The sequence below is a fragment of the Streptococcus sp. BS35b genome, assembly GCF_000286475.1.
In the GTDB taxonomy this organism is placed as follows: Bacteria; Bacillota; Bacilli; order Lactobacillales; family Streptococcaceae; genus Streptococcus; species Streptococcus oralis_W.
In genome coordinates, this window is record NZ_ALKH01000003.1 from 25,668 (window position 1) to 40,514 (window position 14,847).

Genomic DNA, 14,847 nt, shown 5'->3' on the forward strand with positions numbered 1-14,847 from the left:
CCTCTCTATCAAGTCTAGCTTTGTGCCTCTTGACTTTCTTCCTTCTTTTCCATGAGATAGATATCTCCGAAACTCTCCTCTTGCACGAGGATCAGTTCCTGAGTTTTGATTAACTCTAGGGTTGCCAAAAAGAGGGTAATAACCTCTTGAACATTCTGGGCTTCCTTGAACAAATCCTGCAAGCGCAACTGGTCTCGTCCAGTCAAGGACTCTTTTACGATGACCATCATGTCCTCAATCTTATACTCATCTCGCAAGATGGTCGTGTGATTCTGTGCGAACTCCTCTTTTTTCTTGGCTAGGATATTTGAAAAAGCCAAAAAGAGGTCAATGGTCGTCTTGTCATGCACAAGCTCCGCATCCTCGTAAATCAACTCTGTTGGCGCTTTGGAATAGTACTGGGCCCGATCTTGGTGCTTAGCCTCCAAGTGCTCACCCAAGAGCTTGAACTTGCGGTATTCTTCGATTTGGGAGAGAAGGTCCTGCTCCAGGTCATCCTCTAAGTCTGTCACTTCTGCTACCTTTGGCAAGAGCTTGCGGCTCTTGATCAGCATGAGCTGACTGGCCATAACCATATACTCGCCCGTTACTTCCAGACGCATGGCCTGCAGAGTTGAGACATAGGCTAGATACTGTTCGATAACTTCTGTAATAGGCACATCGTAGATATCCATCTGATACTTTGAGACTAAGTGCAAGAGCAGGTCCAGGGGCCCTTCAAAATCTTTTAATTTAATATCCATTATCTATATTTTTCTAAGGTCAGGACTGTTTTTAATCCTAGTTTTTTTGCAATTTCGTACAAATCGACCTTGTTTTCTATCTGTCTTAGAATGAACTGTTCCCGCAAGGCTTGAGCGGATAAGGTTGGGAAACCTTTCTCCTTGACAAAGGACTCCAGCTGACGAAAAGCCCATTGACGAGAATAGGCTTTCCCTCCCCTTTCAAAGAGATAGGTCTGCCCCATCAAGGGTTCTAGCTCTGGAATCAAGGTCGTGGGTATGGTGACAATCCTCTGTTGGGAAGCCTTGTTAATTCGCAACACCTGAAAATCCAGATTGATATCTGCAACCTTAAGGGCTAAAATCTCACTTGGCAAGAGCCCTATTTCCAAGATAAGAAGCGCCAGCAAGCGTCCTTCTGGATAATTACTTTCCTGCCAAAAAGAGTCTAAATTTAGAATCTCTGGTTTTTCAGTCTTCTTTTCAGCTTGTTTGGCTAATTCCAGACGGTAAAAGCTGTCCACTTCTCCTTTTCGATAGAGAAAGTAGAGAAATTGGTTACAGGCCGAAAGTTTTCTCTTCTGGGCGCTGATTTTTAGATTGGCTAGCTGGGCTTGGTAAATCTTGAGACTAGTTTCAGAGATCCGCTCACCTACCATGTCTAAAAATTGCTCCAAATCATACTTATAGGACTGCTTTGAATTGGCAGACAAGCCCTGCTTTCCCTCTAAAAAGTCTGAAATCCTATCTCTCATTTGCATCGAATCTCATATTCCTTACTAAAGTCATGTAAGAGAGCATTGACGGCCTTGAGGATAGATTTGCGCGTGATGATTCCTTGGAAAATTCCTTCATCATCTACGACTGGCAAGAAGGGTTCATCCACCAGTTTATGGAGGACTTCAGTGATGTTATAGTCTGGAGCGACGACTGCCACATCTGTCTTAGTCATATTGACGATGTCTGTCGTTGCCATCTGCTCATCCGTCAAACCTTGCTCCATTTGATAAGCCAAAATGTCTCTCAGACCAATGGTTCCGACAAAGCGTTTGTCAAAGGTCACAACAGGGATACGGGTATAGGTGATTTGGCTCAACACCAAAATCGCATGGTCAGCGTTATGGGTATCAATCAAGGCTGCTAGATTGTCAGCAGGGGTAAGAAAAGTCTCTTCCTGCTCCAGTAAAAATGCTTCAAATTCCTTGGCAATCATCGAGCAAACTCCTTGGACAAGCCTGGATAAACCTCATGATCACGTGTCAAAAAGTCCACTTTGAAATAGCTGTCATCAATCTCCACACGGGCATAGAGGCATTCTCTGATGGTTCCTCGTGGTTGGCTGATGGAGCCTGGATTTAAAAAGAGTGTTTTGCCTTCCATCCAAGCATTTGGCACATGCAAGTGACCATAGAGACAGATATCGGCTTCTTCTTCCTGAGCCCAGTAGTCCAACTTTTGAAAGTTGAAATTGATGTCAAACAAGTGTCCATGCGTCTGGATGATCTTGGTGGGACCAAGTTGAGTCACCAACCGTTCTGGATAACCAGCATAAAAGTCCATGTTGCCTTTGACGACATGGATGCCCTCCCAAAGCGGAGAGTCTGGACGGAGTTCAGAGTCACCATCGTGAAAAATGGCATCAACTTTACCTAGATAGCGGTCACGAATTTCTTCCACAATCAAGCTATCTCCATGAGAGTCACTCATTACAATGATGGTTTGCTTTGCCATGATGGAAATACCTCCAAAAGTTTCTTAACAGCTAAGGCACGGTGGGATTGGCTATTTTTTTCTTCCAGGGTTAATTCAGCTGAGGATTTGCCTGTCTCTCCTACAAGGAAGAGGGGATCATAACCAAAGCCATTTTCACCCTTGGGTTCAAAGTTAATGTGTCCTGGCCAGTCAGCTTCAACAACCAAGCTTTCCTTGTTTGGACTAGCTACGACTAGGGTTGTATGGAATTGAGCTGAGCGGTCCTTGAGTTCAAAGACCATGGCCAATTCGTGCAAGAGTTTGGCGTTGTTTTCACGATCAGTCGCTCCCACTCCTGCAAAACGGGCTGACCAAACACCTGGCAAGCCACCAAGGACATCGACTTTGAGACCTGAATCATCTGCCAAAACCATCTTTCCTGTTAATTGGGAAATAGTTTCTGCTTTAAGTCGAGCATTTTCTTCAAAGGTCATGCCTGTTTCAGCTACTTCAGGCAGATCTGGATAGTCATTGAGATTTTCCACGTCGTAACCTAACTTGTCAAAGATAGCTCGGAATTCCTTGGTCTTGCCTTCGTTACGAGTCGCAATCAATAAAGTTTCTCTGACCTTGTTAGTCTCAAAGAAGTCTTCTACATTGACTCCTTCTTTAGGCAATTCGACATGCAAAAGCTTTCCATTTTCAACCAAGAGCAGAGCCCCCTGACGTTGGATGACTTCTAGATTGCGACCTGCTTCTGCATTTAAAATCTCAACGATAAAGGAGAGCAGACGAAAGTTAGAAGACCAGCGCATCACCGTTATCGTAATCGGAAAGCCGTTTTCCTCGTCACGAAAAATCCGCGCTAAATCCATAAAATCAAGCTCGAGAGGATCTTTGATAAGGCTATAGATGCCTCCATAGACATCCCATACACCGACATACCAGTTCTGGTCATCCTTGTATTCATAAATTTTATTTGTCATAAAGTTACATGCTCCACATGAATCTCTTTTTCCAGCCATTCTGCTCCAATCTGGGCAAAACTTTGGCTATTGGCTGTTGTGTAAAAACGATGTTGAAGAGGTCCCGCATCTCGGCTACGATTGATTTCAAAATAGTTCAGCAAAACCGAGATGTCCCGTACACACTCTGCCCCACTATCGATGAGCTGAACCTTAGGCCCCATGACATTTTGGATGATAGGGCGAAGGAGTGGGTAATGGGTACAACCCAAAATCAGGCTATCCACCTTTCCAACCAAGGGGCGCAGGGTTTCATAGACCACTTTCTTTGTTACACTGGTTGACAGGGCACCAGACTCCACCAAGGGAGCAAACTTGGGACAGGCCAAACTCTCCACCTGTAAATCCGGATCCAGATCATGGATTTTTTGACGGTAGATGTCTGATTGGACCGTCATGGGGGTTCCAATCACTCCGATTTTCCCACCTTGACTGGACTTGATGGCTGCCGAAGCTCCTGGCAAAATCACACCTAGGACAGGAATATCTAGTTGGGCCTTGATTTCTTCCCAGACGACCGCAGTCGCAGTGTTACAAGCAATGACAATCATTTTGACATCCTTGGTCAAGAGAAAGTTGACCAACTGCCAAGTATATTCACGGATTTGCTCAGCAGGACGGGGACCATAGGGCGCCCGTGCCGAATCTCCAATATAGACGATTTCTTCATGGGGAAGCTGGCGCATGAGCTCACGAACAACGGTTAAGCCACCGACACCCGAATCCAAAAAACCAATTGGTCGATTATCCATACAGTCTTCTTTCTAGTCTTTTTTCTGATTGATAGTTCATCATAATTACTCGTCCTAAATGAACGGATAGACAGCTTGATAGAATGTCAACTGCCTCTCTCTTAATCATAATCAAATATCAATAGAATGCAAGGAAAAAGTCTTATCCTTGAGAGCTATTGAACATAGTGAGAAGTCTGGAACTTTCATCCCAGACTTTTCCTATTTATTTCTTTTTATTGTTAGCAAGGGCTGCTTTTTGTTGGCGGATAATTTGGTGGTAAACTTGTTGTACCTTGGCTTCGCTTGGTTTTTGACCATTTGCGCTCAAGAGAGCACGAACTGCCTCAGCGTTCAAACGTGGGTTGTCCGCAAATTCTTTTTCGATTTGCTTACGAACCAAGTACATCCCTCCAAGAGCTCCTCCTAGAAAAGCTAGCACAATCAAGACAATTGCTAAAAGTAAGTCCATTCTTTTTCTCCTGTTTCTTTTTGAGTCTTCTATATTATACCATAAAGTGACTTTCCTGACTAGTTTGTTTTACGCTTTCAAGAAGGGCAATAGGCGACAAAAAAGGAGCTCCTCATTTCGATGAAAGAGAGCTCCTTGCTGCGTTTATTTTACATAAATAGCCAGTGTTTGATAAGGTTTCAGAAGAATTTTTTCTGATACTTCTACATCTTCATAGTTTGAAATCAGAATCTGTCCTTTCTGGTAGACCACTGGCAAGTCGATTTCCACTTCTGTGGCATAAAAGTTATTGAGGACCAGTAATGTTTCATCCTCATACTGACGTTCAAAGGCATAGACTTGCTTACTGTCTTCAAAGGCTGGTTTGTAGCTTCCTTCTGAAATGATCGGCATTTCCTTACGAAGTCGAATCAAGTCTTGGTAGAAGATGAAAATTGGGCCTTGGATTTCATTTTCTACGTTAATGTGTGGGTAGGATTTCCCTGCCTTCAGCCAAGGAGTTCCTCTTGTGAAACCTGCATTTTCTGAAGCATCCCACTGCATGGGAATGCGTGAATTATCTCGTGACTTGGCCTGAATAATCTGGAAGGCTTCTTGCTCACTTTTCCCTTCTTTTAAGAGCATCTGATAAGCATTGATGGACTCGACATCCACATAGTCAGCCATGGAATCATAGTCTGGGTCAATCATTCCGATTTCCTCGCCCATATAGATATAAGGTGTCCCACGTGACAGGTGAATGCTTGCCGCTAGCATAGTCGCCCCTTCATTGCGGAAATGTTGAATATCGACAAAACGATTCAAGGCTCGTGGTTGGTCGTGATTGTTCCAAAAGAGGGCGCTCCAGCCATTTTTATCACTCATCTCCTTGCCCCAGCTATGGTAGAGATTTTTCAATTCTTCAAAATCAAAGGGAGCTCGGGTCCACTTTTGCCCGTCCTTGTAATCTACCTTGAGATGATGGAAATTGAAGGTCATGGATAATTCCTGACGGTCAGGTGACGAATAGAGGACACAATTTTCCATGGTTGTAGAGGACATTTCCCCAACTGTCATAAAGCTATCGTCTGTTCCAAAAGTGGCTTGGTTCATCATGCGCAAATAGTCATGAACAATAGGCTTGTCTGTGTAAGCTGGCTTTCCTTCATTGTCAGGGCAATCCACTAAGACCTCATCCTTGCCAATCAAATTGATCACATCAAATCGGAAACCTTTGACACCCTTATCCCGCCAGAAGTTGACCACTTTGAACAACTCTTTGCGGACATTGGGATTGCGCCAGTTAAGATCTGCCTGAGTCTCATCAAAGAGGTGGAGATAATATTTCCCTGTCTCCCCGAAAGGTGCCCAAGCAGAGCCACCAAACTTAGAAATCCAGTCTGTCGGTTGATCTTGGATGAAGAAAAAGTCTTGGTAATACTTGTCACCAGCCAGGGCTTTCTGAAACCATTCATGCTCGGTCGAACAATGATTGAGCACCATATCTAACATAAAGTCAATCTTGTACTCTTTACCAACACGCACCATCTCTTCAAAATCAGCCATATCACCAAAAAGGGGATCCACAGCCATATAATCTGAAATATCATAACCATTATCCCGTTGAGGACTTGGGTAGAATGGATTGAGCCAGACCATATCCACACCTAGCTTGGCTAGATAGGGGATTTTTTCGATAATCCCACGGAAATCTCCAATGCCATTTCCAGTAGTGTCTTTGTATGATTTTGGATAGATTTGATAGACTACTTTTCGTTTATCAAGTGTCATCTATTTCTCCTTTTCCGATAAAAGGGAGGAACCTGTGTTCCTTCCCTATTTGTGCTATTTTAATTAGATCCGTGTTGCAAGCATGAGCGGTTGACCAGCTTGAATTATCGTCGGATAAGTTCCAGTAATAGTCGCTGTATAAGCATCTTGGTTGGTGATGATAACAGGAGTTTCTGTTACGAGACCCGCAGCCTTGATAGCATCTATATCAAAGCTAATTAGTCTCTGACCAACTGTGACGTGGGCTCCTTGGGCTACATGACTTTCAAATCCTTTGCCATCAAGACCTACTGTATCCATACCGATGTGGATGAGTAATTCCACTCCCTCATCAGAGACAATACCGATGGCATGCTTGGTAGGGAAAAGAACCGTCACTGTCCCATTGACTGGAGAAGTCAACTCACCTTGGCTTGGTTCAATGACTAGACCTTGTCCCATGACACCTGAAGCAAAGACTGGATCAGTTGCTTGACTTAGTTCTTTTACTTGACCAGTCAGTGGGCTAACAATTTCTACTGGAGTAAGTTCTACTGGTTCATGACTGACAAATTCTGCTTCTTCTTGGGCAACGAATTCTGCTTGCAAGGCTGTATCGTCCTCTGTTTTTGTAAAGAAACCTGCCTTACGGAAGAAGAAAGTCATGAGCATTGGTACAACAATAGCGACTAACATAGTTCCTGCAAATGGAAGCATGTATTGTGGTTGAATAGAAAGAATACCTGGCAATCCACCGATACCGATAGAAGCAGCAGTCACGTTAAATGTCACAGAAAGCATACCTGCAAGAGCAGAACCAATCATCCCAGCTACAAATGGATAGATGTATTTGACATTGACCCCAAAGAGGGCTGGTTCTGTAACACCGAGATAGGCTGAAATGGTTGCAGGAAGTGAAATTTGAGCCTCACGCTCATCATGACGGTGCATGAAATAATAGGCAAATACGGCAGAACCTTGGGCAATATTGGAAAGAGCAATCATTGGCCAGAGGGCAGTTCCGCCGGCATCCGCAATCAATTGTGTGTCGATGGCATTGGTCATATGGTGCAAACCAGTGATGACAAATGGAGCGTAGAGGGCACCAAATATCGCGCCAAAGAGCCATTTAACAGGACCAGTTAATCCTGCCAAGACAACCGATGAAAGTCCTTGACCAATTGTCCAACCGATTGGCCCCAAGACAGTATGAGCCAAAATCAAAGCTGGAATTAAAGACAAGAAAGGTACAAAAATCATGGAAATCACTTCTGGGATATGCTTGCGCCAGAAGATTTCTAGATAAGATAGACTCAAACCTGCAAGCAAGGCTGGGATAACTTGGGCTTGGTAACCGATACGATTAACAGTGAAGTATCCAAAATTCCAAACCCAGTTTGCTGCAATCTCTTCTGTTGAAGTAGAAGCAACCGCATAGGCGTTGAGCAACTGAGGCGATACCAAACAGATCCCGAGCACAATTCCCAAGATTTGGCTGGTTCCCATCTTACGAGAAACAGACCAAGTAATCCCTACAGGTAGGAACTGGAAGATAGCTTCACCAGGCAACCAAAGGAAGTGATTGACACCTGACCAAAACTGAGAAGATTCTGTGATGGTCTTGCCATCCAACATCGACCAATGCACCCCTTCCAAGACATTACGAAAACCGAGGATCAGTCCTCCGACAATCAAGGCTGGAATAATCGGCGTAAAGATTTCTGCTAGAGTGGTCATGACACGTTGGACCAGGTTTTGATTGCTCTTAGCTGCGGACTTGGCTGCTTCTTTGGAGACACCCTCAATTCCAGAAACAGCTGTAAAATCATTATAAAAAATCGGCACGTCATTCCCAATAATCACCTGAAATTGACCTGCATTTGTAAAGGTTCCTTTAACAGCTGGAATTGACTCGATAGCTTTAACATTAGCCTTCTTATCATCTCCTAGAACAAACCGCAACCGTGTCGCACAGTGGGTTACGGCAGTGACATTCTCCTTACCTCCGATTGCTTGAAGCAGATCTTTGGCTTCTTGTTCAAATTTTCCCATTTGATTCTCCTTATACTTGTCAAAGCATGCTTGACTTGATAGTTCTATTGTAAACGATACCAAACTTGTATGCAACTTGTTTGGTATAAATAGAGGATTTTTTTGTAAAATTTCGTACACTTGTATGGTAAAATAGATACAAGTATGTATAGAATAAGACTCAAAACCCATTTAATACTCAATGAAAACCAAAGAACAAACTAGGAAGCTAGCCGCAAGCTGTACTTGAGTACGGTAAGGCGACGCTGACGTGGTTTGAATTTGATTTTCGAAGAGTATAAGGAAGCAAGATGAAGAAATACCAACAATTATTTAAGCAAATACAAGAAAACATTCAAAATGAGACTTACGCTATCGGAGAGTTCCTTCCTAGTGAGCACGACCTCATGAACCAATATCAAGTGAGTCGTGATACTGTCCGAAGGGCTCTTTCCTTACTCCAAGAGGAAGGATTGATCAAAAAGATAAAAGGGCAAGGTTCTCAAGTCGTCAAAGAAGAAACGGTCAATTTCCCTGTCTCCAACCTAACCAGCTACCAAGAACTGGTCCAGGAACCTGGACTTCGCTCTAAGACTAATGTCGTCAGTCTGGACAAGATCATTATCGATAAAAAGTCCTCACTGATAACCGGCTTTCCAGAGTTTAGGATGGTGTGGAAGGTGGTCCGCCAGCGTGTGGTGGATGACCTAGTATCGGTTCTGGATACGGACTATCTGGATATGGAACTAATCCCAAATGTCACTCGCCAAATTGCTGAGCATTCTATCTATTCTTATATAGAGGATGACCTCAAACTTCTTATTGATTATGCTCAAAAGGAAATCACTATCGATCATAGTAACGATAGGGACAAGATTCTCATGGACATAGGTAAAGACCCTTATGTCGTTTCAATCAAGTCAAAAGTCTATCTCCAAGACGGGCGCCAGTTTCAGTTCACCGAAAGTCGCCATAAATTAGAAAAATTTCACTTTGTTGACTTTGCCAAAAGGCATCCGAAATAAACACTTACAGTTGGGGATACTCTCAACCGTTTTTTGGTAATAAATGATCTTCTAGTTGATCATTGGAAAAGAGTGACTCTATCCTGCTTATTCTACTATTTTAAGAAAAAGCAATCTCAAATATGTTTTTCACTAGAAACCTCTTGACAAATAATAGGTAATCAGTAGAATGGGATTTAAATAGAAAAAATATAGGGCTTTGTTTTACAAAATATAAACGGTTCCAAAACAAATAGAAATTTCTAGGGAGAAAATATTTTGGGAGAAATCCTGTCGCTATAGCATCCGCAAACTAACGGTTGGGACTGCTTCTGTTTTGCTGGGGGCTGTTTTTCTATCTAGTCATACAGTCTCAGCTGATGGTATTGAAGTACAACAAAATGCCCCAAGTATTGTCGAGACTACTATTAAACCTGATAGTGGATCAGAGCAGATTGAACCGACTGAGACCACTAAACCAGCTCTAGTTGAGAAGTCAGATGTCGAAAGCAATCCTGCTGGAAGTAAACCTGCTGAGACTCCACAAGCTACAAATAGCCAAACTAGTGCTGAGGCTATTGTTGAATCAAACGAAAACAAGGAGAATGAAAATACCGAGCTACCCGTGACAAAGCAAGAAAACTATCAACTCAACTACGATCAGCCAACAGCTCCCTCCTATGATGGGTGGGAAAAACAAGCCCTTCCAGTCGGAAATGGCGAGATGGGAGCTAAGGTCTTTGGTCTGATCGGTGAAGAGAGAATCCAGTATAACGAAAAGACCCTCTGGTCAGGAGGTCCCCGGCCCGATAGCACCGACTATAATGGTGGAAACTACAAGGATCGCTACAAGGTCCTAGCAGAAATTCGTAAGGCTCTCGAAGATGGTGACCGCCAAAAAGCCAAACAACTGGCTGAACAAAATCTAGTCGGACCAAACAACGCCCAGTATGGACGTTACCTAGCCTTTGGTGATATTTTTATGGTCTTCAATAACCAGAAAAAGGGTCTAGATACAGTAACAGATTATCACCGTGGTTTGGATATCACAGAGGCTACTACGACCACTTCTTACACCCAAGATGGGACGACCTTCAAACGTGAAACCTTCTCCAGCTATCCTGATGATGTCACCGTGACCCACTTGACCAAAAAAGGAAATAAGAAGCTTGACTTTACCCTTTGGAACAGCTTGACAGAAGACTTGCTTGCTAATGGTGAATACTCTTGGGAATATTCCAACTATAAGAACGGACATGTCACTACAGATGCAAACGGAATCCTTCTAAAAGGGACTGTCAAAGATAACGGCCTCAAATTTGCATCCTATCTGGGAATTAAAACGGACGGAAAGGTGACGGTTCAGGACGAAACGCTGACCGTTACAGGCGCAAGCTATGCGACCCTCTATCTCAGCGCCAAGACTAACTTTGCTCAAAATCCTAAAACCAACTATCGAAAAGACATCGACCTCGAAAAAACGGTTAAAGGGATTGTAGAAGCAGCTAAGGCCAAAGACTACGAGACACTTAAGCAAGACCATATCAAGGATTACCAAAATCTCTTTAACCGCGTTAAACTAAATCTAGGTGGAAGCAAGACCGCTCAAACGACAAAAGAGGCCCTTCAAAGCTATAACCCTAGCAAAGGGCAAAAACTGGAAGAACTCTTCTTCCAATATGGCCGATATCTACTCATCAGTTCGTCTCGTGATCGGACAGATGCCCTTCCTGCCAACCTACAAGGAGTCTGGAATGCTGTAGACAATCCACCTTGGAACGCTGATTACCACCTCAATGTCAATTTGCAAATGAACTATTGGCCAGCCTATATGAGCAACCTTGCTGAGACAGCCAAGCCAATGATCAATTACATTGACGACATGCGTTACTATGGTCGTATCGCTGCCAAGGAATACGCAGGTATCGAATCCAAAGACGGACAAGAAAATGGTTGGCTGGTCCACACTCAAGCAACTCCATTTGGCTGGACTACTCCTGGTTGGAATTATTATTGGGGTTGGTCGCCAGCTGCTAATGCCTGGATGATGCAGAACGTCTATGACTACTATAAATTCACCAAGGACGAGACTTATCTCAAAGAAAAGATTTATCCTATGCTCAAGGAAACCGCCAAGTTCTGGAACTCCTTCTTGCACTATGACCAGGCCAGTGACCGTTGGGTGTCTTCGCCATCCTACTCACCAGAACACGGGACCATCACAATCGGAAACACCTTTGACCAGTCGCTAGTCTGGCAGCTATTCCATGACTATATGGAAGTCGCCAATCATCTGAATGTCGACCAAGACTTAGTCACAGAGGTCAAGGCTAAATTTGACAAACTAAAACCACTTCACATCAATAAAGAAGGACGCATCAAGGAATGGTATGAGGAGGACAGTCCACAATTCACCAACGAAGGCATTGAAAACAACCACCGCCACGTTTCCCATCTAGTTGGTCTCTTCCCAGGTACGCTCTTTAGCAAGGACCAGGCTGAATACCTAGAGGCTGCACGTGCAACCCTCAATCACCGTGGAGATGGTGGGACTGGTTGGTCTAAGGCTAATAAAATCAACCTCTGGGCTCGCCTCTTAGACGGCAATCGTGCCCATCGTCTACTCGCTGAACAGCTCAAGTACTCAACCCTAGAAAACCTTTGGGATACGCACGCACCATTCCAAATCGACGGGAACTTTGGAGCAACTAGCGGGATGGCAGAAATGCTCCTCCAATCTCATACTGGCTATATTGCACCATTGCCAGCCCTTCCAGATGCCTGGAAAGACGGTCAAGTTTCTGGCTTGGTTACTCGAGGAAACTTTGAAGTCAGCATGAAGTGGAAAGATAAAAACCTGCAAAGCTTGTCCTTCCTGTCAAATGTCGGTGGAGACCTAATTGTAGACTATCCAAATATCGAAGCCAGTCAGATCAAGGTCAATGGCAAACCAGTCAAGGCAACAATCCTTAAAGATAATCGTATCCAGCTTGCAACGCGAAAAGGTGACGTCATTACCTTTGAACATTTCCCTGGTCGTGTAACCAGTCTGACAGCAGTTCGACAAAATGGTGCCACTGCCGAACTCACCTTCAACCAAGTAGAAGGCGCTACCCACTATGTCATCCAAAGACAAGTAAAAGATGAATCTGGTCAAACCTCTGCAACTAGAGAATTTGTAACCAATCAAACCCACTTTATCGACCGCTCACTAAATTCTCAACTCGCCTATACCTACACCGTCAAGGCTATGCTGGGCGAGCTTGCCACACAAGTTTCTGAACAGGCCACTGTCGAAACATACAGCGAGTTGATAGACGACCGAGATAGCCGTATCCAGTACGGAGCTGCCTTTGGAAACTGGGCAGATTCAGAATTATTTGGAGGAACAGAGAAATTTGCTGATCTTTCAAAAGGAGACTACACAGACGAAGACATCACTGCAACCATTCCTTTCAATGGTGTTGGCATCGAAATCTATGGACTAAAATCATCTGAACTAGGTCTTGCTACTGCTAAAATTGATGGCAAAGAGGTCGGCGAACTTGATTTCCACACTGCTGGGGCAACTGAAAAAGGCAGTCTCATCGGTCGTTTCGCAGGATTATCTGACGGACCTCACACATTGACTCTTCGTGTTAAACGTGAGCACAAAGGACGTGGTAGTGAACGCTCGAAAATTTCCTTAGACTACTTCAAGATTCTAGCAGGAGCAGGCAATACGATTGAAAAATTGGATGATCGTGATTCGCGCATCCAGTATGGTTCCCAGTTTAAGGACTGGTCTGACCCTGAACTCTACGGAGGTACGGAAAAATACGCTGACATCAACAACAGCGACTCTAGTGCAGCTTCAGAAGCTCAGGCAACTATTTCCTTTACTGGTACAGGCATTCGTATCTATGGTTTGAAGAGCCTTGCCCTTGGACGAGCACGTGTTACACTAGATGGCAAAGAAATGCCAAGCCTAAATTTCTATACTTCAGGTGCAACTGAAAAGAGAGCCTTTATTGGCGAATTTACAAACCTTACTGACGGTCCGCACACCCTAACATTACGTGTTGATTCAGATTCACCAGAAGGTCGCAAGAAAATCTCTCTAGACTCCTTTGATATCATCAAAGCCCCAGCTGTCGGTTTAGATAGTCCAAGTATCGCTCCTCTTAAGGAAAATGACAAAGAAATTTCCTTAAGCCTACCATCTGGAGATTGGGAAGCCATCGCTGTAGCCTTCCCAGGTGTCAAAGATACTCTAGTATTGCGCAAAGTGGACGAAATGCATCTGGTTACAAGTGGGGATCAGACTATCCTATCAGTCCAAGACAATCGAGTTCAAATCCCAATCCCTGAAGAAACCAATCGCAAAGCTGGAAATGCCATTGAAGCTTATACCATTCAAGGAAATACCACAAGCAGCCCTATCGTAGCCGTCTTTATTAAAAAAGAAGAGAAAAAGGTTGACGAGAGTCAGCCAACTACAAGCAAGGGGGACGAACCAGCTCCTACTCTTGAAATTCCGGAATACACCGAGCCTATCGGGACTGCAGGACAAGAAGAGCCACCTACTGTTGAAATTCCGGAATACACCAACCCTATCGAAACTGTCGGAGAACAAGAAGCTCCTACTGTTGACATTCCGGAATACACCGAACCTATCGGAACTGTGGGAGAACAAGAAGCTCCTACTGTTGAAAAACCTGAATACACCATCCCTATCGGAACGGCTGGTCAAGAGGAAGCTCCTACTGTTGAAAAACCTGAATACAATAAACCTATCGGAACTAGCGGAGATCAGGCTGCTCCAACCCTTAGCCTTCCTGACTATCCAGTTCAAGTCTTGAAAGATAAGGAAACTGGAGTAGAAATCATTGGTGGAGCCAGCAACTTAGAGGGAATTTCTCACGTTTCTAGCCGACATGTCCTAGCTCAGGAACTCTTTGGCAAGACCTATGATGCTTACGACCTACAGCTTAAAAATCCAACCGATCATAGCTTGCAGCCAAAAGGCTCTGTCTTAGTTCGCTTGCCTATTTCAGCTAACGTAGAAAAGGTCTACTATATTACTCCGACCAAGGAGTTGCAAGCCCTTGATTTCGACGTTCGAAACGGAAAGGTAGAATTCATCACTAATCATTTCAGTACCTATGCAGTCGTCTATCAAGCTACTGGAACAAGCTCTAACACAGAGGAAAGACCAAGTGCTTCAGATACAGAAACCTTGGCACACGAGGCTAAACAACTTTCAGCTAGTCCTAGCCTTGCTAAAGCTAGAAATCATTCTACTAAAGAACAACTTCCAGCAACAGGGGAAGCATCCAACCCACTCCTCTTCTTAGCAGGCCTCAGCCTAGCCCTTACAGCTACTTTTATGCTCAAAGGAAGAAAGGATGAATCCAGCTAACTTTTAACATCACAAAAACA

11 protein-coding genes are annotated in these 14,847 nt (G+C 44.0%); 2 read left to right on the forward strand and 9 right to left on the reverse strand.

From position 1 onward, the window contains the following. Nucleotides 1–14: 14 nt before the first annotated feature. From HMPREF1149_RS05530 to treP, 9 genes are all read right to left on the reverse strand, one after another. Nucleotides 15–743: a segregation/condensation protein A gene (locus tag HMPREF1149_RS05530; RefSeq protein WP_000351888.1), complete on the reverse strand. Its 729-nt coding sequence runs from the start codon at nucleotides 741–743 to the stop codon at nucleotides 15–17. After that, entirely contained in the window at nucleotides 743–1,477 is a 735-nt protein-coding gene (xerD, locus tag HMPREF1149_RS05535; RefSeq protein WP_282184583.1) for a site-specific tyrosine recombinase XerD, read from the reverse strand. The genes HMPREF1149_RS05530 and xerD overlap by 1 nt, the downstream gene beginning before the upstream one ends. Further along, complete coding sequence (cbpB, locus tag HMPREF1149_RS05540) at nucleotides 1,474–1,935, reverse strand: cyclic-di-AMP-binding protein CbpB (protein WP_000560692.1); 462 nt, start codon at nucleotides 1,933–1,935, stop codon at nucleotides 1,474–1,476. The genes xerD and cbpB overlap by 4 nt, the downstream gene beginning before the upstream one ends. Beyond that, nucleotides 1,932–2,453, reverse strand: coding sequence for a metallophosphoesterase (locus HMPREF1149_RS05545; protein ID WP_001118944.1), 522 nt, complete (start codon nucleotides 2,451–2,453; stop codon nucleotides 1,932–1,934). Before HMPREF1149_RS05545 ends, cbpB begins: the two co-directional genes overlap by 4 nt. Next, on the reverse strand, nucleotides 2,429–3,439 hold the full coding sequence (locus HMPREF1149_RS05550) for a nucleoside-triphosphate diphosphatase (protein ID WP_432654208.1): 1,011 nt from the start codon (nucleotides 3,437–3,439) through the stop codon (nucleotides 2,429–2,431). The genes HMPREF1149_RS05545 and HMPREF1149_RS05550 overlap by 25 nt, the downstream gene beginning before the upstream one ends. Then, nucleotides 3,397–4,191 carry a glutamate racemase gene (gene racE, locus HMPREF1149_RS05555; protein ID WP_000370379.1) on the reverse strand — a complete coding sequence of 265 codons (795 nt, stop codon included), beginning with the start codon at nucleotides 4,189–4,191 and terminating at the stop codon, nucleotides 3,397–3,399. Before racE ends, HMPREF1149_RS05550 begins: the two co-directional genes overlap by 43 nt. A 205-nt stretch (nucleotides 4,192–4,396) precedes the next feature. Further along, nucleotides 4,397–4,642: a YneF family protein gene (locus HMPREF1149_RS05560; RefSeq protein WP_000364986.1), complete on the reverse strand. Its 246-nt coding sequence runs from the start codon at nucleotides 4,640–4,642 to the stop codon at nucleotides 4,397–4,399. A 144-nt stretch (nucleotides 4,643–4,786) separates the two neighbouring features. Next, complete coding sequence (treC, locus tag HMPREF1149_RS05565) at nucleotides 4,787–6,412, reverse strand: alpha,alpha-phosphotrehalase (RefSeq protein WP_000171237.1); 1,626 nt, start codon at nucleotides 6,410–6,412, stop codon at nucleotides 4,787–4,789. A gap of 63 nt (nucleotides 6,413–6,475) precedes the next feature. Further along, nucleotides 6,476–8,443, reverse strand: coding sequence for a PTS system trehalose-specific EIIBC component (treP, locus tag HMPREF1149_RS05570; protein ID WP_000514302.1), 1,968 nt, complete (start codon nucleotides 8,441–8,443; stop codon nucleotides 6,476–6,478). Between the two features lie 290 nt (nucleotides 8,444–8,733). Here treP and treR point away from each other — a divergent pair, with 290 nt between their 5' ends. Next, nucleotides 8,734–9,447 (forward strand): trehalose operon repressor, encoded by a 714-nt coding sequence (gene treR, locus HMPREF1149_RS05575; RefSeq protein ID WP_000760668.1) that lies wholly within the window; start codon nucleotides 8,734–8,736, stop codon nucleotides 9,445–9,447. A gap of 238 nt (nucleotides 9,448–9,685) precedes the next feature. Then, nucleotides 9,686–14,827: an SIALI-17 repeat-containing surface protein gene (locus HMPREF1149_RS11285; RefSeq protein ID WP_081502338.1), complete on the forward strand. Its 5,142-nt coding sequence runs from the start codon at nucleotides 9,686–9,688 to the stop codon at nucleotides 14,825–14,827. Nucleotides 14,828–14,847 lie beyond the last annotated feature (20 nt).

Bases quoted from the DNA above. Each gene is read 5' to 3' on its own strand.
- HMPREF1149_RS05530 (WP_000351888.1), bottom strand. From the start codon at position 743: ATGGATATTAAATTAAAAGATTTTGAAGGGCCCCTGGACCTGCTCTTG.
- xerD (WP_282184583.1), bottom strand. From the start codon at position 1,477: ATGAGAGATAGGATTTCAGACTTTTTAGAGGGAAAGCAGGGCTTGTCT.
- cbpB (WP_000560692.1), bottom strand. From the start codon at position 1,935: ATGATTGCCAAGGAATTTGAAGCATTTTTACTGGAGCAGGAAGAGACT.
- HMPREF1149_RS05545 (WP_001118944.1), bottom strand. From the start codon at position 2,453: ATGGCAAAGCAAACCATCATTGTAATGAGTGACTCTCATGGAGATAGC.
- HMPREF1149_RS05550 (WP_432654208.1), bottom strand. From the start codon at position 3,439: ATGGCTGGAAAAAGAGATTCATGTGGAGCATGTAACTTTATGACAAAT.
- racE (WP_000370379.1), bottom strand. From the start codon at position 4,191: ATGGATAATCGACCAATTGGTTTTTTGGATTCGGGTGTCGGTGGCTTA.
- HMPREF1149_RS05560 (WP_000364986.1), bottom strand. From the start codon at position 4,642: ATGGACTTACTTTTAGCAATTGTCTTGATTGTGCTAGCTTTTCTAGGA.
- treC (WP_000171237.1), bottom strand. From the start codon at position 6,412: ATGACACTTGATAAACGAAAAGTAGTCTATCAAATCTATCCAAAATCA.
- treP (WP_000514302.1), bottom strand. From the start codon at position 8,443: ATGGGAAAATTTGAACAAGAAGCCAAAGATCTGCTTCAAGCAATCGGA.
- treR (WP_000760668.1), top strand. From the start codon at position 8,734: ATGAAGAAATACCAACAATTATTTAAGCAAATACAAGAAAACATTCAA.